The sequence below is a fragment of the Polaromonas sp. P1_E12 genome (assembly GCF_056405975.1).
The window spans coordinates 1,074,655-1,093,258 of the sequence record NZ_JBFUBB010000001.1; the positions used below are offsets into that span (position 1 = coordinate 1,074,655).

An 18,604-nucleotide genomic window follows, 5' to 3' on the forward strand; every position below is an offset into this window, starting at 1 on the left:
AGCGAGCAATGTGATTCAACGCTATTTACTGCCAGTTGGCAGCAATCACCGGCGCCAGACTGTTCTGGTAGCTGGCAGGCAAGGTGGTCTCACCTGCTGCCGGCGGGCTGAACGATGCCATGGCTTGCACGAGGTTTTGCACCTGGGTGTTGAGCAACGTCAGCCCGCCGCTGGTCTTGAACTGCTCGACATGGTACTGGCTGTCCAAGTACCAGTTGCTGACCATGAATTTGTCGTCGGTGCCGATGATGCTGACCTCAAGGTCGTTGTTGACCTCACGGAACCAGAGCTGGTCCGCGGCGATACCGGCATCAAACTGGGCAATGTCCACGTTGCCGGCCGTGGCGTCGTCTTCCTCAATGGTGTCACTTCCATAGCCGCGAGCCAGGAAGAATTTGTCGTCACCAGTGCCTCCGCTCAGGGTGTCGGCTCCAGCGCCTCCGTTGAAATAGTCATTGCCCGCGCCGCCTTCCAGCACATCGAGCCCGACCCCGCCGTAAAGGGTGTCATTACCGCCGTCACCGCGCAAAACATCGTTGCCATTGGAGCCCAGCAGGAAGTCGTCACCGGCAGTGCCCACGTAGGTAGACGTGGTGGCCAGGGCGGCCTGATCCCAGACCGTGCCATCGGCGAACTCAACGCGCTCGATCCTGTACGCGCTGTCGAGGAACCAGTTGCCCAGCGTGATGCGGTCGTTTGTTCCTGCGATATTGAGATAGAGGTGCTGCTGGTCGCGGCTGGTGGTCACGTCGCTGGCCAGCACCGTGCTGTCAAAGCGGAACGTGTCCGTGTTGCCTGCCGTCTCGTCGTATTCAACGGTGGTGTCGGATCCGTCACCCCGGCTGTACAGGTAAACATCGTTGCCTTCGCGGCCGTAAAGCACATCGTCTCCCTGCAGTCCTTGCAGGGTGTCGTTGCCGAGGTCACCCGACAGGTAGTCGTCGCCGGCTGTACCGACGACATTGAGTGCAATGACGGTGGCCGAGGCGGCCAGGGTTTGCGAGTCCCACACGGTGCCGTCGGCGAACTGGACCTGCTCGATCTTGAACTGGTCGCCGTTGAACCAGTTCCTGAGCTGGATGCGGTCAGTGCCGCCGGAGATGTTCAGGTACAGGTTGTCCTGGTCGCGGGTGACGGTGACGTCTCCAGCCAGCACACTGGCGTCGAAACGCACGGTGTCGATGTTGCCGGCCGTGGCGTCCAGGTCGTAGAGGTGATCTGAACCGTCTCCGCGCTTGTACAGGTACACGTCGTTGCCGCCGGCAGTGTCGAAGATGTAGTCGTCTCCGCCTGCGCTGTTGAAGGTGTTGCTGCCGGCCCCTCCGGTAATGACGTCCAGGCCTTCGGTGCCCACATACGCAGATGTAGCGGCAAGGGCCTGCTGATCCCACACCGTGCCGTCAGCGAATTGGACGCGTTCGACCTTGCGTGCGTCCTCGAGAAACCAGTTCGCTAAAGTGATTCGGTCCGTGGTGCCCTGAATGCTGAGGTACAAGTTCTGCTGGTCGCGACTGGTGGTCACGTCGCCAGCCAGCACGGTGCCGTCGAAACGCAGGGTGTCCAGGTTGCCCGCCGTCTCGTCGTAATCGATGATGGTGTCGGAACCATCACCCCGGCTGTACAGGTAGACGTCGTTACCTTCGCCGCCGTACAAGGCATCGTCTCCGGCCTGGCCGTCGAACACGTCTGCTGCGCTTGTGCCGCCCAGCGTGTCGTCTGCGGCTGTGCCAGTCACGGTCAACGCTGCCGCCGTCACAGCCGCACCCGTCCATATCGTGCCGTCGGCAAAAGAAATTCTCTCCAGCCTGCTGAAAATGGTGCCGTCAAACCAGTCCTTGATGGTGATGCTGTCAGCGCCGTTATTGAGCGTGAAGACGGCGTCATTGCCGGTGCGCGAGACGGTTACGTCTTGCTGGGTAATGCCTGCGCCGAACACCAGCGTGTCCCGGTAGCCTTCGTCATCCGGATGTGCAGCAAAATAATCTGGCGCAGCCGCATTGGGGTAAAAGCGCACATCATCAGTGATGGTGTCGTGGCCATCACCCAGGTTGAAGACATAGGTATCGCCCGCGTAACTGCCAATGAGCGTATCGTCGCCTGTGCCGCCTTCATAGGTGTTCGCACCAATCGTGCCGGTGTTGTGCGGAACTGTCAGCAGGTCGTTGCCGGCGCCGCCGATCAGGTGTCCCAGTGCGCCCATGCCGGTCAGTACATCGTCGTACTGTGATCCCTGCAAAGTGCCGGTTCCCGTCAGGGTCAGGCCGGACATACTGGCCATATAGGCAGAATCCCAGACCGTGCCATCGGCGAACGCGACCTGTTCGATCTGGTAGCCGGCATCGGCAAACCAGCCTGTCACCGTAATTTTGTCGGTGCCGTTGGCATGGCGGAAGATCATGTCATTGCCTGACCTACCCAAGCTGATATCACTAACCAGAATGCCCGCGCCAAACACCAGCGTGTCGGTCGGCCTGAAGTTGGACTGGTTCTCGGTGATGGTGTCCTGCCCGTCGCCCAGGTTGAACTTGTAGGTGTCTGTAAAGCACGTACCGCTGATGGTGTCGTCGCCTGTGCCACCCTCAAACACGTTGTTGTTCGGGCCGTAGTAGAAGGCACTCAAGGTGTCATTGCCTGCGCCGCCAATCAGGGTGTTGGAGGTTGAGCTTTGCTCGCCATACAGCACGTCGTCGCCGTCGCCCCCGTCCAGGATGTTCACGCCTGCGCCCCCGCGGATGTCGTCGTTGCCGGCGCTACCGTGAATGATGTCGTTCATGACCGTGCCGGTCATCACATCGTTACCGGCCGTACCGGTAACTTCCAGCCCGGCCGAGGTCAGGGCCGGCTCCAGCCACACAGTACCGTCAGCAAACTCGACCCGCTCGATCTGGTAACCCGAATCGGCATACCAACCCTTGACGGTGATCTTGTCGGTGCCATTGGCGTGGCTGAACACCATGTCGTTGCCCACGCGAACGAAGCTGATGTCTGCAACCAGAATGTCCGCGCCAAACACCAGCGTGTCAGTCGGCCTGAAGTTGGACTGGTTCTCGGTGATGGTGTCCTGCCCATCGCCCAGGTTGAACTTGTAGGTGTCTGTAAAGCACGTACCGCTGATGGTGTCGTCGCCTGTGCCACCCTCAAACACGTTGTTGTTCGGGCCGTAGTAGAAGGCACTCAAGGTGTCATTGCCTGCGCCGCCAATCAGGGTGTTGGAGGTGGAGCTTTGCTCGCCGTACAGCACGTCATCGCCGTCACCGCCGTCGAGGATGTTCACGCCTGCGCCCCCGCGGATGTCGTCGTTGCCGGCGCCACCGTGAAGAATGTCATCCATGACCGTGCCGGTCATGACGTCGTCACCGGTGGTGCCGGTCACGATGAGTCCCGCAGTCGTCAGGTCGGCCGAATTCCAGATTGTTCCATCCGAAAATTCGACCCGTTCGATCTGGTAACCGGAATTGGCAAACCAGCCGATGACCGTAATCTTGTCGGTGCCATTGACATGGGCAAAGACCATGTCGTTACCTACCCGGTAGCTGCTGATGTCGCCAGCCTGTATGTTGGCGCCAAAGACCAGCTTGTCGATTGGTGTGGGGCCCGTCGACTGGTTCTCGGTGATGGTGTCTTGGCCATCACCCAGATTGAATTTGTAGGTGTCCACAAAGCAGCCGCCAGTGATGGTGTCGTTGCCCGTACCGCCCTCAAATACATTGTTGCCGGGGCCATAGTAGAAGACACTCATCGTGTCATTCCCCGCACCGCCAATCAGGGTGTTGGATGTGGAGTTTTGCTCTCCGTACAGCACGTCGTCGCCATCACCACCGTCCAGAATGTTTGTGCCGGCAGCACCGGTAATGGTGTCGTTACCGCCCATGCCAAGCAAGGTATCGCCCATGGGGGTGCCGGTCATGACGTCGTCGCCGGCCGTGCCGGTGACGATCAGGCCTGCAACCGTCAGGTCAGCCGAGTTCCACACCGTCCCGTCAGCAAACTCGACCCGCTCGATCTGGTAGCCGATGTCGGCAAACCAGCCTGTCACCGTAATCTTGTCGGTGCCATTGACATGGGCAAAGACCATGTCGTTGCCCACCCGGTAGCTGCTGATGTCGCTGACCAGTATGCCTGCACCAAAGATCAACTTGTCGACTGGCGTTGGGCTGATTGACTGATTTTCCTGGATGGTGTCGTGGCCGTCGCCCAGGTTGAATTTGTAGGTGTCTGTAAAGCACGTGCCGACGATGTTGTCATCACCGGTTCCGCCTTCAAACACGTTGTTGTTCGGGCCATAGTAAAACGCGCTCAGCGTGTCATTACCGGCACCGCCGATCAGGGTGTTGGAGGTAGAGGTTTGGTCGGCGTACAGCACGTCGTCACCGTCACCGCCATCCAGCAGGTTAACGCCCGCACCGCCATTGATGGTGTCATTGCCGGCGCCGCCATACAACTCGTCGTTGCCACCGCCGCCAGAAATCACGTTGGCGCCGGCACTGCCAACCACCGCCCAGTTTGCGTTGTCCTGCACCGCGTGGTTGGTATCGCCGCTTCCCAGTACGGCAACATGCTCCGCCGCAAGCATGGCCTGAATTTCAGGCGTGCTGGTGTTGTTTTCAAGAATGCTCTGAAGCGTGAAATAAGGTTCCCAGCCCACTGCTTTAACCGTGGCGGAGGCGTACTTGTGCAACTCAACCAGGTCGATGGCTGTGTTGTACGTGTCACTCACAGCCCGGGTGTTGGCCATGGCCTGCGCAGCGGTGGTATCGAAATGAACGCCGGTCTCATCAATCGCCAGCTCAATGCTGTCGAGGTAGGGCTTCAACCGCGTCTGAACAACAAGTGCGGAGTACACACTTTCTTTCAATGCGTCGTAGGCCTGCTGAAGCAACGCGACCTGCTGGGCTGGGGGGCTGACGATATAGGTATAGGTGATGTTGCCTGTGCTGGGTTCCGTCACAGCTTGGATCGCGTAGCCTGCGGGCCTTGGCCCGCCGTTCTGGTCACCATAGAAACGGCTACCGTTAAATTTTTCAAGCACCTCGATCATGGTGATGAAATGCGCTACCGACACGCCTGCAGGCATGGTGTAGACGATGTTGACTCCACCGGTGCTCAACATGCTCGGCGCGAAACTCGACGTTTCAGACCACTTCTTGATCAACTCATCAAGCTGCCCGCGCTGCCCAGTACGCGTGGTAGTTTCTGCATAGGTTTGCAACGCTGTCGCAAAATCACCGTCAATGCTGGCTGCGGCTTGCATGTTGCGCACCATTCCAGAACCATTCATCTGCGGCAATGCCCGGGCTTGCTCGGTGATGGGAACGGGGTTGCCGGCTTCGTCCACCACTTCGGGTGGGAACTCGGTGAAGAAGTTATTGGTCTCGAGGTCGATCGCACCGACGGTATGCGTCTGGCCATTCTGGGTAAAGGTGGCGCTCAGGGCCACGGTGTTGTTGTTAATCACTTGCCCCGCTTGTGGGCCGGCGCTGCTGCCGTTGACCCCAATGCTGGTGATGTTGAGCTCGGTCAGGGTTTTGAGCTCGCCGCTTTGGGTAATGCCGTCCTGGTTGGCGTCCTGCCAAATCTTGAGTTCGCCAAATGCAGCATCTGCACTGGTGATAAAGCCATCGCCGTTGGCGTCCAGGTCACGCAAGGCATCGAAGCCGTCAGTGGCCAGTGTGTTGTTGCTCTTGATGGTGTCTACGCCAAAGAGCTCCCGGCCAGTGTCTATGGTACCGTTGCCGTTGAGGTCACGCACGAGGAGACCGTCGTCTGGCCGGGCCCAGCCGGTGCCGGTTTTTATGCCGTCGGCGTTGTGGTCGAAGAGAGTGGAACCGCTGGCGGCTGAGAGTTCTAGGCCGTCGCCGTCCAGGTCCAGAACTAAGGGGTCACGGCGGATGATTAGGTTGCGGGCCGATAGAAAAAACGTATTCAATTCGGATGACAAGTCTTTCAACGAAGAAAGCATCCAGTCCGCAAGGGAATAATCCGGTGAAGAGTAAAGCTTTCCTGCTGCGTCATAAACCCATTTTTCAGTGGAGCCGTCAGAATGCTCAATGGTGTATTGGCTACTACCGTCGGCGAAATACTCCTCGGTTTCGGTATATCCCAGTACGTTGGGATAAGTCGTATTCAACTGGGTGCGTAGCGCCTGAACCTCATCGATATCTAACGCTAACCTGGTTTTTACTTCACTCAAAAAGCTGTCGATATATCGTCGACTGTCATAGCCGGCCATGACGTTGCGTGATTCATCAATAAGCTGGGCATCCGTTTTACCTGACGCTTCCAACTCCGCGAATTTTCGGTACAACTCATTTGTAGCTAGCAGGCGCTGTGCTTGCCCTGCGTACTCAGTAGGCAGCTCCTTCAAGGCCCTGTAGCCTGCTAGGCGGCTTGCTGTTTCATCATCGAGCATTGCTTTTAGGAATTCATCCGCTCGGATAGACAAAGAATTGGAGGGGTTTTGCAGCATTCGATAGGCGTCGTCTCGATCACGTTTCAACTCATGGTGTCGAAACTCATGAGCGATGTCGTCAATCGCCTGAGGTAGCTGGGAGTAGCGCTGTAGATACTGAGCCTGTATGACCATGCTATTGTTGTTGTCGTAAAAAGCATGCGCGCCGGCGGGAATCACCTCGCCTGGAACAGGTAATCGAATAGTAGCCGTTCCGGCATTGAGTTCCTGGCGCAACCCTTCAAGCGATGTCATGGCGGGGTTGTTCAATAGTCCCTCAAGCTGCATTACAAAGAAGGCGGGTACGCCGCTGCTGGAGGCGCGCAGGTTGGCTAGTGCATTGGCATTGAGCGTCGTCATTTGGCGCCTTTCTCAGAAAATCTTTGGCTTGAAATTGAAAGAACTTTCACGCAACGCGCGTCGATAAGCTGCCCATCAACCACATTGGTGTCCACATAGATGTGGAACCCTTTGTTGGAGAAGTACAGACCTGACTTGGCACGGGCGAACATTTCCCACTCGTACTTGGGCGGGTAATGAGTGGTGTTATGTGGTCCTCCATCCATTCCGGAAAAATCAGCACCGAAGTAGATGGCCAACTCGTAGGGATCTAGACAGAATTTTTGGGTTTCAAAGGGAATATCCAGGACGTAGCTGTATGCTTTGGGGCGGCTACTGTATCGAAACGATTTCCACAATAGGGGACCACCTTTGCGTGGGTCGCCAAAGCGAAACTCTGTATCAATGGGCCACGGCGGGCTCACTGAAAGCCCGCGGATACGCCAAGCTGCGGCATAGACGTCTGGAATTCCTTTTGCAAGAGTGAGCGGTACCAGTTCAGCACCAAGCACGCGCCCAATCTCAGCAATACTTGGTAGATCTTCCGCTTGACGGCGTTCTGCACCAAAAAGCGCAATGGCGCCCTCGACGGTTTGTCGAACTTCCGGTTGCCATGTTTTGGCAATATCAGGATTAGCGGGAGGTAAGGGCGTGCCCGCCGGTGGCCGACTCTTGGTTGGGGGCGTTAGTTGCTGAGCGTCCACCGCAAAGACCGGAGCGACCAAAGAGACCAAGATGCTAAAGGTTAGCCACATGGGCAGTTGCCTAAGCAATAAGAGATTTGATATGGATTTGTTCATTATTTCTCCCCGTGATTTATTGGTATTAAACGGTAACTCTTAAAGGTTGATCATGCACATACCTGAAATTTGAATTCTTTTACGGTGTCACACCTATTGACCTCGATTCCTCTGCGGCAACGTCTACGATTGAATCAACACTAGCCGTATCGACGCGAATAGACTCTTGGGAAACTCATTCTCCAAATCTATTACTTCAAAATAACAACACCGATAACTGGACAGATTGCTATGTACCCCGCGCCGACCATCGTGATGGGCTGAAGGTAGCGATAGCACGCCACAAGCCAGAAACGATCAGGGCGTTGCGCGGCCTCTAACAAACGTTCATCGTTTGTCGGCGAGCCAGGCGAGTCTTTATTTGGTGTGCTTCCGGTTGCAAACCAGAATGCCAAATTTGCGATCGCAGCAACACCAATGGTGGCAAGCATTGGAAAAAATATTAGAGGAAATACGATCATTTCGTCATGAACTCCATTTAGTGAAACGACATATCCCAATACACATAGGCCAACAATCACTCCGGCTGGTATGCCCAATATTTTTGGCTTCTTCTTTTTAATGCCGATTGTCATTGCGGAGTTCTTCGTAATTTTTAGATGTGAATCGCTGAAATCTGCCCCTAGTGTGGAGCGCTCCACCGGACTGAAACCGCGTCGGCTGTCACGTGATTAACTTGGGCTTGCACGGTGCCATAGCGGGTGTAGAGAAAGGTTTTGAGTTTGACCTCGGCTGTGGTTTAGCAACTTGCCATCCACACCACAGGCGGCGGCGTCACCGAAGCACAAGCTTTTATGATCGTCGTGCCTGAGGACGCACAGGTCACGGCCGAAGTCACGCTGGAAGACAAGGGCATCGGCTTTGTGAATGTCGGCAACGGCCCAGCGTCCATGCGCTCATGGGTTTTGTCTTGCGTGGCATGGCCGGAGATATAGCCCTGGCCCACGAGTTTTCTAAAGTTTGTCTCACGCGCCGCGGCGATGGGCACGATGGTTTCGAGTTTGGTTACGGTGGTGAAAGCCATCACCCAAGCCGAAAACCCGGATTGGCCGAGTAGATGGTCCCCCGATGAAAACGGGCGAACGGGCGTAGGGCAAGCAAACCGAAGGCTGCAGCGCAAGTAGACACATTGGCGACACAAACAGCGGCAATACAACTTGTCTTATTGGTTCTTTGTGCGCGCGCTGGCGTCTCCTTCGCCACAGCTGCTTCTGCCTGAGTCATACACTCCCTGCCCATTCGTTATTTATTGGTAGCCACTGCCAGTTTATGTTGAACGGCTCCGGCAAACCAAATCAAATCGCACTCGTCGTCTGGCCGCCACAAGTCGTTTTCATTAGTTGACGCAGAGGAAGTCCAGCAAACGTTTTAATCAAGCGGCTTGGCGCCGACTGAGCAGAGGTAACCCACACGCGAGGGTGAAAATTTACCTACGTCACAACAACTGAGCATGAACAGTCCACACCGCGGCCGCTCAGAGCAGACGGCGCCTTTTCGAGAGAATTGAACGCAGAAGAAAATGGCGTCCGCCGTTAGGTCGCCACCAAATCTTTGATCACCTTGTTGGGTTGCGCTGAAGTCTGACCAGAGGGGATCACTCCATCTCTACGTTACTTACAACCAGTCGTGGGCAGTTGCCTCAATGCCCATCCTTAACGGTGGCGGGGCCGGTAGTCAGCCACTGAAAGCCCAATTCTTCATGAGAAATATGCCTGCAAGCCAATTGGGGAAAGCGCGAGAAGCTATAAAAACAGGAGCGCTTGCGCTGACCCGTTGCTTGTCACATCGCCGCGGCCAGCCAGTTCAAGCCGCCAGGCTCAACACCGTTTTGACCAGCGCCTGCGCACGCGGCACCAACGTATCGAGACAGCAGTATTCGTTATCGGTATGCGCCTTGGCGCCCACTGGGCCAACGCCGCACAGCGTGGGAATGCCCAGCGAGGCGGTGAAGCCCGCGTCGGAACAACCGCCCGTGGCTTCTCCGGCAACGTCGAAGCCGACTTCGGCCGCACTCGTTTTGTAGCGCTGCATCAGGTCGCTGCTGGCTTCGGGCTCCAGGGGCAGCGACTCCGACATCTGTGTGATGCGGATGGTGGTGCCCGGCACGCCGGGCGCGGCGGCCAGGGCGTGGATGCTGGCGAACACCGCCTGGCGTTCGGGCAGGGTGCGAAAGCGCACGTCGAGCTTGGCCTGCGCGGCGGGCGCTACGGTGTTGGTCGACATGCCGCCGCTGATCAGGCCGACATTGGTGGTGATGCCGCAGCTGTAGTCGGTCAAGGCATGCAAGGCGGTGACCAGCTGCGCCAGGGCACCGATGGCGCTGGCGCCGTCGGCGTGGTTCATGCCCGAGTGGGCGGCGCGGCCGGTGACTTCAATCAAAAAGGTGGCGCCGCCCTTGCGCTCGGTGACGAGGTTGCCGCTGACGCGGCCGGGTTCGGAGTTGAAGACCGCCCGCGCGCCGCGCGCGTGGTTTTCGATGGCGATGCGCCCGTTTTGCGAGCCGATTTCTTCGTCGGCCGTGAAAAGGCCCAGCACAGGGAAGGGCAGCAGCGGCAGCTTCTGCAGCGCCATCATCACAAAGCATTGCAGCACCAGGCCGGACTTCATGTCGGACACGCCGGGGCCGTAGCCGCGCTCGCCGTCCACGCGCCAGGGGCGTTGGGCCACGGTGCCGGTGGGGAACACGGTGTCGCGGTGGCCCATTAGCACCACCGGCGCTGCCGCAGGTTGCGCGCCCGGCAGTCGGGCCAGCAGCACGTCGCCCTCGGCGACATCACCGCGGTGTTCGGCGCTGATGCCCGCGGTTTGCAGCCAGCCTGCCATGGCCTGGGCCACGCGGTCGGTGCCCGGCTTGTCGTGGCTGCTGGAGTCGATGTCGACCAGCGTGGCCAGGGCCGCCTGCATGGCGGGGCGCTGGCCGGCCAGCCATTCGGTGGCGGCGCAGCCTGGCGCTTGTACGGCGGTCATCGCGGTGGTCATCGCGGCACTCATGCGCATTCCTCCATCACGCCGGCGCCTTCTTCGGCCAGGTCCCAGAACATGCCGGCCATGATCTGCAGCGACTCACGGGTGGTGTCCACCAGGATGTGTTCATTGGGGGCGTGCTGGGAGCAGGCGGGGTACGAATGCGGCACCCACAGCGTGGGCAGGCCCAGCGTTTCAGAAAACACGTCGTTCGGCAGCGAGCCGCCGAGGTTGGGCAGCAGGGCCGGGCGGCGGCCGGTGCTGCGCTCGATGGAAGCCATGCCCCAGCGCACCCAGGCGTTGTCGGGGTCCAGGCGGGTGGCGGCCATGTTCACGTCGGTGCCGCGCACTTCCACATCGTCAAAGCCGTGGGCCAGCAGGTGCTTGCGGATGTGCGCCAGAAAACTCGCCGGGTCGCTGCCCACCACATAACGCATGTGGCAGTGCGCGCGTGCCTCGGCCGGAATGGCATGCACTGGCATGGCCGGGTTGCCGGTGGTGAAGGCCAGCACCTCCAGGCTGTTCCAGCCGATCACGCGCTCGGCCGGCGAGAGGCCCGGCTCGCCCCAGTCGGGATCGATCTCGGGATCGTTCGGGCCACCGCCGACCTCGATGTCCTGCAGCGCGGTGCGCACGCTGGCCGGAATGGCGGTGGGCAGCAGGCCGGGCACCAGGATGCGGCCGCGCGCGTCCACCAGGCTGGCAATCGCATGGGCCAGGCGGATGCCGGGGTTGCGCAAAAGGCCGCCCCAGTTGCCCGAATGGTGGCCGCCGTCGCGCAGCTTGAGGTGCAGGTCGAAGTTGAAAACGCCGCGCGAGCCGAGAAACAGCGTGGCGCGCGAAGCCGACACACGCGGGCCGTCGGAGGCCAGGAACAGGTCGGCCGCCAGCGCATCGCGGTGCAGGGCACACACTTCGTTCAGGCCGGGCGAGCCGTCTTCTTCACCCATTTCCAGGATGATCTTCACGTTGTAGCCCAGGCGCCCGCTGCGCACGGCCAGCACCTGTTCCAGCGCGGTCAGGTTGATGGTGTGCTGCCCCTTGTTGTCGGCGGTGCCGCGGCCGTACCAGCGGTTGCCGTCCACCACGATCTTCCAGGGGCTCAGGCCTTCGCGCCACTGGGCGTCGTAGCCGCGCACCACGTCGCCATGGCCGTAGGTCAGCACGGTGAAAGCGGCGCCGGGCTCGATGCGCTCGGCCAGCAGGAAAGGGCTTTTGCCCGGCACCGGGTTGTCGACGATGCGGCAGGCAAAACCCAGCTCCTTGAGCTTGGGCGTGATTTCGTCCTGCAGATAGGCGTGCAGGATGGGGCCGCTGGCGGCGTCCTGGCTTTCGGTTTTGTAGGCAACGCGTCGGTCCAGCGTTTGCTGGAAACGCCCGTCGTCGAAACAGGCGAGGGTCTGGGCCACGGCTTGGGTACGGCTCATGAGAGGTCCTTGAAATTGAAGGGAAATTGCGCGGTTGAAATGGAGAGGTAAAACGTCAGGCGATGGCTTCGGCGGCAATGTCCGGCACGCCCAGCCCGGGCTCGGGCGTGAGGGCCGAGGCCAGCAGCATGCGGGTGTAGGGGTGCTCGGGCCGGGCAAAGACCTGTTCGCGCGTGCCCAGCTCAACGATGGCACCGCGGTGCATCACGGCCACGCGGTCCACCAGGTGTTCGACCACACCCAGGTCGTGGCTGATAAAGAAGTAGGTCAGCCCGAACTCGGCCTTCAGGTCCATCAGCAGGTTCAGGATTTGCGCCTGCACCGACACGTCGAGCGCCGATGTCGGTTCGTCGCAGATCAGGATGTCGGGGCGCAGCACCAGTGCCCGCGCAATCGCCACGCGCTGGCGCTGCCCACCCGAAAGCTGGTTGGGGTACTGGCTGTGCGTGCGCTCGGGCATGCCGACCAGGTCGAGCATCTCGCGCACCTTGCGCTGCTGTTCCTGTGCAGTGCCCACTTTGTGCAGGGCCAGGGGCACCCCGACAATGCCTGCCACCGTGCGGCGTGGGTTCAGTGATGAATACGGGTCCTGAAAAATCGGCTGGATGTGGCGCGCCAGGGCGCGGCGTTGGCTGCTGTCGACTTCCTTGCCGTTGACCAGCACATTGCCGGAGGTGGGCGGCAGCAACCCGAGCAGCATCTTGGCCAGGGTGCTTTTGCCGCAGCCGGACTCCCCGACCAGGCCCAGGGTTTCGCCCTTGCGGATGCGCAGGGAGACGTTATTCACCGCCCTGATTTCACCGGGCGCTGTGAACAGCCCGCGCTTGAGTTTGAAGACGCGGCTGAGTGCGCACAGCTCCAGCGCAATGTCTTCGCTGCCGCCGGGGGGCGTTGCCAAAGGGGTGGTGGGGTTCATGCGGCCTCCGCCAGCAAGGGTGAAGCCGCGACGCAGCGCACGGCATGCTCCGCGTCCAGCGCCACATAGGGCGGGGTGGCGGCGCAGCCTGCCTGTACCTGGCTGCAGCGGTTGGCAAAGGCACAGCCCTCTACCTTGCCCACCAGGCTGGGCACCACGCCGGGGATCGCCTGCAGGCGGCTGCCGGGCAGGGTCTTGCCGCGCACCGGAATGCAGTTGAGCAGCCCGCGGGTGTAGGGATGTGCGGGGTGGGCGAACAGTTCGGCCACCGGCGCGGTTTCCACCACCTCGCCCGCATACATCACGGCCACGCGGTCTGCGATGCGCGCCACCACGCCGAGGTCGTGTGTGATGAAGACCACCGCGGTGCCGAACTCTTTTTGCAGCTCACGGATCAGTCTAAGGATCTGCGCCTGGATGGTGACGTCCAGCGCGGTGGTGGGTTCGTCGGCAATGATCAGGTCCGGCTCGCACATCAGGGCCATGGCAATCACCACGCGCTGGCGCAGGCCGCCCGATAGCTGGTGCGGGTACTGCCGCAAACGGTCTGCGGCCTGCGGAACGCCCGCGCGTTCGAGCAGGTACAGCGCACGCTCACGCGCCTCGGCCATGCTGACCTTGCGGTGTGCGCGCAGCGCCTCGCACAGCTGGTCGCCCAGCGTGTACGACGGGTTCAGCGCCGTCATCGGCTCCTGGAAAATCATCGCCATGCGCGAGCCGCGCAGCGCGGACATTTCCCGCTCGGGCAGTCCCTGCAGGTCCACACCGCCGAAGCGGATGTGGTCGGCGGTGCGCACGGCCTTGCGCGGCAGCAGGCCCATCAGCGCAAGCGACGTCATCGACTTGCCACAGCCGGACTCGCCGACCAGGCACAGCATTTCCCCGCGCCGCACCTGGAAGTCGATGCCGCGCACGGCGTGCAGCATGCCGCCCGGTGTCGGCAGGTCGACGCGCAGGTTTTTCACGTCCAGCAAAATGTCCATGGGGGTTCCCTTTCAGTTGCGGCCGTCGGGCGCGGTCAGGTCACGCAGGCCGTCGCCCACCAGGTTGATGGCCAGCACCAGCAGGGCCAGCACCACGCCGGGCACCAGGATGACCCAGGGCTGGAAGAACATGTAGGCCTTGCCTTCGGCCACCATCAGCCCCCACGACGGCGTGGGCGGTTGCACGCCCAGGCCCAGGAAGGAGAGGGTGGATTCCAGCAGGATCGCGTGCGCCATCTCGAGCGTGGCCACCACGGTCAGCGGGCCCATCAGGTTGGGCAGCAGTTCGCGCACCAGGATGTAGGGCGTGGACGCGCCGAGCGCCTTGGCGGCGGCGATGAATTCGGCGTCGCGCAGCTGCTGCGTGGCCGAGCGCGTGACGATGGCGAAGCGGTCCCACAGCAACAGGCCCAGCAGGATGATGACCACCTGCAACGAACCGCCGATGAGGGAAGCTGTGGCCAGCGCCACCAGCACCACCGGCATGGCCAGCCGGGTGGTGATGATGTAGCTGACCACGGCGTCGACGCGGCCGCCGAAATAGCCCGCCAGCACGCCCATGGTGGTGCCGATCAGCCCGGACACCAGTGCCGCGACCAGCCCGATGCCCAGCGATACGCGGGCGCCGTACAAAAGGCGGCTCAGGTAGTCGCGGCCGAGCTTGTCGGTGCCGAAGACGTGTTCCCAGCTGCCCTTGTCGTGCCAGAACGGCGGGATCAGGCGCTGGGTCACGTCTTGCGCATACGGGTCATGCGGGCTGAGCCAGGGCGCGAACAGGGCGGCCACCACGGCCAGGCCCAGCAGGATGCTGCCCAGCGTCATGCCGCGGTGGCCCAGCACACGCCGCAGGCTGCGGCGCCAGGCGGGGACGGGCGGCAGCGGCAGCGCCGGCGCGGCGGAAACGGTCAGGGAAGGTGCGTTCATGGTGATGTCCTAGCGTGTGCGCATGCGGGGGTCGAGCGCGGCGTTGAAGACATCGGCCAGGAATGTCAGCCCGATGTAGAACACGGCGATGATCAGCACCACGGCCTGCACCACGGGGTAGTCGTTGCGCGAAATGGAGTCCCAGGCGAGCTGGCCCAGGCCCTGCATGGAATAGACCGATTCAATGACGACCGAGCCGCCCAGCATGAAGCCCAGCTCCACGGCCGCAAGGGCGACAACCGGAATGATGGCGTTGCGCAAGGCGTGCTTGAACACCACGAGTGCCGGGCTCAGGCCCTTGGCGCGCGCAGTGCGGATGTAGTCCGCGCCCAGCACGTCGAGCATGCCTGCGCGCGTCAGGCGCATCAGCGACGGCATGGCGTAGTAGCCCAGCGCAATGGCCGGCAACACAAAGTGCTGCCAGGTGGTGTTGCCCGCAACGGGCAACCAGTGCAGCCCGACAGCGAAGAGCAGGATCAGCGTCAGCGCAAACCAGAAGTTGGGCATGGCCTGGCCGACCACCGCCACCATCAAGGCCAGCCGGTCTATCCAGGTGTCGCGGTAGACGGCGGCCAGCACGCCCAGCGGAATCGCCACCGACACCGCCAGCAGCAGGGACACGGCACCCAGCTTGAGCGTGATGGGCAGGCGCTCGCCGATGAGTTCCATCACGGTGTTCTGGAAGAAGAACGAACGCCCGAAGTCCAGGTGCAGCGCGCCCCACAGCCAGTCAAAAAACTGGGTGGTGATGGGGCGGTTCAGGCCGTACTGGACGCGCACTTCCTCGACGGCTGCGGCGTTGGCCTCGGCACCGGCGATGGAGGCCGCCAGGTCGCCGGAAAGGTGCAGCAGCATGAAACTGACGACGGCCACCGTGAGCATGACGCTCAGGGCCACCAGAAAGCGGCGGAATATGTATTGCAGCATGGGAATGCCCCGGTTGTTGCGTTAGCGGACTGCGCGGGTCAGCCCAGCCATGCGGCGCAAGGCTGGGCCGTCGTGGCTACTTCCAGCTGGCCTGGATGAAGCGTGGCAGCTCGTCCGCATGCGCCGTGAATTTGAGGTCCGGCGTGAAGGCGTAGTTGGTGGAGTAGGAGAACATGGGCGCCATGTAGGCCTGCTCGCTGATGCGCTGCAGGGCCTGCGCATATTTCTTCTTGCGCTCGGTCTTGTCAACCGTGCTGTCGGCGGTTTTCAGCAGTGCAATCACCTGCGGGTCTTTGGCCGTGTCGTCCGGGCCGCCTTCAAAGTAGTTGCCGACAAACGCGGACGCATCGTTGATGGAAAACGATCCCCAGGACTGGAAGGTCAGCGGCGCGCGGCCCGAGTAGATTTCGGTGCGCAGCACCGGGTACTGCACAAAATGCAGGCGTGCGCGTATGCCCACCTTGCGCAGGTCGCCCACCATGGCTTCGGCATATTCACGCTCGCGGTAAGCCCACAGGTCGGTGTCGAAGCCGTTGGGGTAACCCGCGGCCGCCAGAAGTGCCTTGGCCTTGGCCGGGTCGTAGGTGTACTTCACCTCTTTTTCGGTTTCGCAGCCGAACTGGGTGCGAAAGCACGGCGAATACACCGGCTGGCTGCCGCCGCGCACCAGGCTGTCGGCCAGGCCCTTGCGGTTGATGGCGTGGTTGACGGCCTGGCGTACGCGGATGTCCTTGAAGGGCAGGGCTTCCGGCGTGGTGCCGTTGCTGTTGATCGACATGAAACCCACGCGCATGGTTTCACCGCTCAGCACGGTGGTGTTGGGCCTGGACTTGAGCGACTCGGCCTGGTCGGAAGGCACGCGCCAGATCCAGTCCACCGCGCCCGTCATCAGCTGGGCCACGCGCGCTTCCGGGTCGCGGATCACTACAAACTTCACCGTGCCGATATTCGGCTGGCCGGCCGGGCTGTCCTTGAAGTAGGCCGTGTTCTTCACCATGGTCACGCCCTGGCCTGGCACCACGGCGGTGATCTTGTAGGCGCCGGTGCCAATGGGCGCCTTGCTGTAGCCCTCCAGGCCCACCTTCTTCATGTAAGCGGCGGGGTAGATCGGCGTGGGCCCGGCCAGGTAGTCCATCGCGGCCGGAAACGGCGCCTTCAAATTGATGCGGACCTGGTAGTCGCCGAGCTTTTCGACGTTTTTGATCCAGCCCGTGTTCTGGCGCGTGGCGATTTTGGCCTCCGGCGCCGTGACCACATTGAAGGTGTAGGCCACATCGTCGGCACTGAACTTGTCACCGTTGTGGAAGGTGACACCCTGGCGCAGGGTGACCAGCAACGCGGTGGCGGATTCCCATTTCCAGGCGGTGGCCAGCTGGGGTTTGAACTCACCGGTTTTGGGGTCACGGTAGACCAGTGTGTCCCAGGCCAGGTTGGCCAGGATCACGCCTTCACGCATGTTGTTGTGGTACGGGCTGACGTTTTCAACCTCGCTGTCCGAGGCGTAAACCAGGGTGTCGTTGGCTTTGCCGGCATGGGCTGCAGTCAGGCCGGCACCAAAGGCCGCAAGCACAAAACTTTGACGCACCATCGTGGTGAAAAATTGCTTCATAAAAGTCCTTCGTCATGGCGTGGGGAGTGGAGACGGCTCATTCTGCGCAAGAACCAGACCGAAAGACCATTCCATGCATTAGAGAATATGTATGATTGCGTTGCCAATTCGGCAATGCTCTGGCTGCCCATGCCCTGGCCGCTCCGCCACCACCCGACGCCCATGACCCTTTCTCCCCAGGTTGCCCGTCAATTGCAGGACACCGCGCTGCGCTACTTCCTGGAGGTCGTGCGCTGCGGCTCCATCAGCGAAGCCTCCCAGCGCCTGAATGTGGCGGGGTCTGCCATTAGCCGCCACATAGCGCACCTGGAAGACCTGCTGGGTGCAACGCTTTTTGACCGTCGTCCCAGGGGCATGGTGCCCAGCGCCGCCGGGGAGATGCTGGCCGTGCACGCGCTCAAATCGGCACACGACTCGGAGCGTGTGGTGCATGAGATCCAGGCGCTGCAAGGCATGCAGCGCGGGCGGGTGCGCCTGGCCTGCACCGAAGGTTTTGCAATGGAGTTCCTGCCCAAGGTCATCAGCGACTTCATGAAGAAGCATCCTGGCATCCAGTTTCACCTGGGTGCGCACCCCCCGGCGGAATGCTCACGCCGCGTCCTGCATGGGGATGCCGACATCGGCCTCACCATGAGCCGGACTCCCGAAAGCGGCATCCAGGTAGAGCACGTGCAGCCGTCGCCGGTGATGGCGGCCATGCGCTTTGACCACCCGCTGACCCAGTTCAAACAGATCAACCTGAAGCAGCTTCTGGTCTACCCGATCGTGCTGCCGGAAGCAAACACCACCGTGCGCCAGCTGTTTGACATCGCCTGCAGCCTGCAGGGCCTGACCGTGTCGCCGGTGCTGACCAGCAACTACATCACCAGCCTGAACGACTTTTTGCGCCATTACCCGGAAAGCGTCACCATTGCGGGCGAAATATCGGTCCGCTACAAGGTCCAGCGCGGCGAGTTTGCGTGCATACGCCTGCGTGACCGTGGCCTGGATTTGCGCAATGTGGAAGTGCAAACGGCGACGGGCCGCACGCTGTCGCGGGCGGCGCAGGCCTTTCTGGCGCACCTGAAGACGGAGCTGTCGGGTTCACCGGCCTGAGCTGCCAATTGCCGGGAAGGCTTGCCGGTGCAGGGCGGTGCCACAAGAACTCTGTGCCGAATTGCTATCAATAACATAGCTGCTCGCGCATGTTGTTATTGGGCTGGAGGCCGTTTTTATACTTGAAAATGCCTCAAAAACACCCTGGGCGAGGATGGTTGGGCTGTGTTTT

At 61.1% G+C, this 18,604-nt stretch carries 12 protein-coding genes; 2 read left to right on the forward strand and 10 right to left on the reverse strand.

The window, feature by feature from the left end:
• Positions 1–25: 25 nt before the first annotated feature.
• The 3 genes from AC1D13_RS05320 to AC1D13_RS05330 all read right to left on the reverse strand — a co-directional run bounded on the left by AC1D13_RS05320 (position 26) and on the right by AC1D13_RS05330 (position 8,162).
• Positions 26–5,926 carry a calcium-binding protein gene (locus AC1D13_RS05320; RefSeq protein WP_477689102.1) on the reverse strand — a complete coding sequence of 1,967 codons (5,901 nt, stop codon included), beginning with the start codon at positions 5,924–5,926 and terminating at the stop codon, positions 26–28.
• A gap of 878 nt (positions 5,927–6,804) precedes the next feature.
• On the reverse strand, positions 6,805–7,587 hold the full coding sequence (locus AC1D13_RS05325; protein WP_477667311.1) for a hypothetical protein: 783 nt from the start codon (positions 7,585–7,587) through the stop codon (positions 6,805–6,807).
• A 191-nt stretch (positions 7,588–7,778) separates the two neighbouring features.
• Positions 7,779–8,162: a hypothetical protein gene (locus AC1D13_RS05330; protein ID WP_477667312.1), complete on the reverse strand. Its 384-nt coding sequence runs from the start codon at positions 8,160–8,162 to the stop codon at positions 7,779–7,781.
• A 219-nt stretch (positions 8,163–8,381) separates the two neighbouring features.
• Between AC1D13_RS05330 and AC1D13_RS05335 the strand changes: the two genes are divergently transcribed.
• Positions 8,382–8,522 (forward strand): hypothetical protein, encoded by a 141-nt coding sequence (locus AC1D13_RS05335; protein ID WP_477689103.1) that lies wholly within the window; start codon positions 8,382–8,384, stop codon positions 8,520–8,522.
• Between the two features lie 868 nt (positions 8,523–9,390).
• Here AC1D13_RS05335 and AC1D13_RS05340 read toward each other — a convergent pair.
• The 7 genes from AC1D13_RS05340 to AC1D13_RS05370 all read right to left on the reverse strand — a co-directional run bounded on the left by AC1D13_RS05340 (position 9,391) and on the right by AC1D13_RS05370 (position 17,316).
• Positions 9,391–10,578, reverse strand: a complete 1,188-nt coding sequence (locus tag AC1D13_RS05340) for a M20 family metallopeptidase (protein WP_477689104.1) — start codon at positions 10,576–10,578, stop codon at positions 9,391–9,393.
• Positions 10,575–11,978 carry a M20 family metallopeptidase gene (locus tag AC1D13_RS05345; RefSeq protein ID WP_477667315.1) on the reverse strand — a complete coding sequence of 468 codons (1,404 nt, stop codon included), beginning with the start codon at positions 11,976–11,978 and terminating at the stop codon, positions 10,575–10,577. Before AC1D13_RS05345 ends, AC1D13_RS05340 begins: the two co-directional genes overlap by 4 nt.
• 55 nt (positions 11,979–12,033) lie before the next feature.
• Positions 12,034–12,894, reverse strand: a complete 861-nt coding sequence (locus AC1D13_RS05350; protein WP_477667316.1) for an ATP-binding cassette domain-containing protein — start codon at positions 12,892–12,894, stop codon at positions 12,034–12,036.
• Complete coding sequence (locus tag AC1D13_RS05355; protein ID WP_477667317.1) at positions 12,891–13,877, reverse strand: ABC transporter ATP-binding protein; 987 nt, start codon at positions 13,875–13,877, stop codon at positions 12,891–12,893. Before AC1D13_RS05355 ends, AC1D13_RS05350 begins: the two co-directional genes overlap by 4 nt.
• Before the next feature lie 12 nt (positions 13,878–13,889).
• The gene (locus tag AC1D13_RS05360; protein ID WP_457282712.1) at positions 13,890–14,801 is read right to left on the reverse strand and encodes an ABC transporter permease; all 912 of its coding nucleotides are present in this window, start codon (positions 14,799–14,801) and stop codon (positions 13,890–13,892) included.
• Between the two features lie 9 nt (positions 14,802–14,810).
• A complete protein-coding gene (locus AC1D13_RS05365) occupies positions 14,811–15,728 on the reverse strand; it encodes an ABC transporter permease (protein ID WP_477689105.1) in 918 nt (305 codons plus the stop codon).
• 76 nt (positions 15,729–15,804) lie between these two features.
• Positions 15,805–17,316: an ABC transporter substrate-binding protein gene (locus tag AC1D13_RS05370; RefSeq protein ID WP_457282795.1), complete on the reverse strand. Its 1,512-nt coding sequence runs from the start codon at positions 17,314–17,316 to the stop codon at positions 15,805–15,807.
• A 183-nt stretch (positions 17,317–17,499) separates the two neighbouring features.
• On the opposite strand from AC1D13_RS05370, the gene AC1D13_RS05375 reads away from it, so the two are divergent.
• Entirely contained in the window at positions 17,500–18,432 is a 933-nt protein-coding gene (locus AC1D13_RS05375) for a LysR family transcriptional regulator (RefSeq protein WP_477689106.1), read from the forward strand.
• The last annotated feature ends 172 nt before the right edge of the window (positions 18,433–18,604 follow it).

Coding starts and splice junctions, on each gene's coding strand:
- AC1D13_RS05370 (WP_457282795.1), bottom strand. CDS start 17,316: ATGGTGCGTCAAAGTTTTGTGCTTGCGGCCTTTGGTGCCGGCCTGACT.
- AC1D13_RS05360 (WP_457282712.1), bottom strand. CDS start 14,801: ATGAACGCACCTTCCCTGACCGTTTCCGCCGCGCCGGCGCTGCCGCTG.
- AC1D13_RS05345 (WP_477667315.1), bottom strand. CDS start 11,978: ATGAGCCGTACCCAAGCCGTGGCCCAGACCCTCGCCTGTTTCGACGAC.
- AC1D13_RS05325 (WP_477667311.1), bottom strand. CDS start 7,587: ATGAACAAATCCATATCAAATCTCTTATTGCTTAGGCAACTGCCCATG.
- AC1D13_RS05365 (WP_477689105.1), bottom strand. CDS start 15,728: ATGCTGCAATACATATTCCGCCGCTTTCTGGTGGCCCTGAGCGTCATG.
- AC1D13_RS05355 (WP_477667317.1), bottom strand. CDS start 13,877: ATGGACATTTTGCTGGACGTGAAAAACCTGCGCGTCGACCTGCCGACA.
- AC1D13_RS05335 (WP_477689103.1), top strand. CDS start 8,382: ATGATCGTCGTGCCTGAGGACGCACAGGTCACGGCCGAAGTCACGCTG.
- AC1D13_RS05375 (WP_477689106.1), top strand. CDS start 17,500: ATGACCCTTTCTCCCCAGGTTGCCCGTCAATTGCAGGACACCGCGCTG.
- AC1D13_RS05350 (WP_477667316.1), bottom strand. CDS start 12,894: ATGAACCCCACCACCCCTTTGGCAACGCCCCCCGGCGGCAGCGAAGAC.
- AC1D13_RS05330 (WP_477667312.1), bottom strand. CDS start 8,162: ATGACAATCGGCATTAAAAAGAAGAAGCCAAAAATATTGGGCATACCA.
- AC1D13_RS05340 (WP_477689104.1), bottom strand. CDS start 10,578: ATGAGTGCCGCGATGACCACCGCGATGACCGCCGTACAAGCGCCAGGC.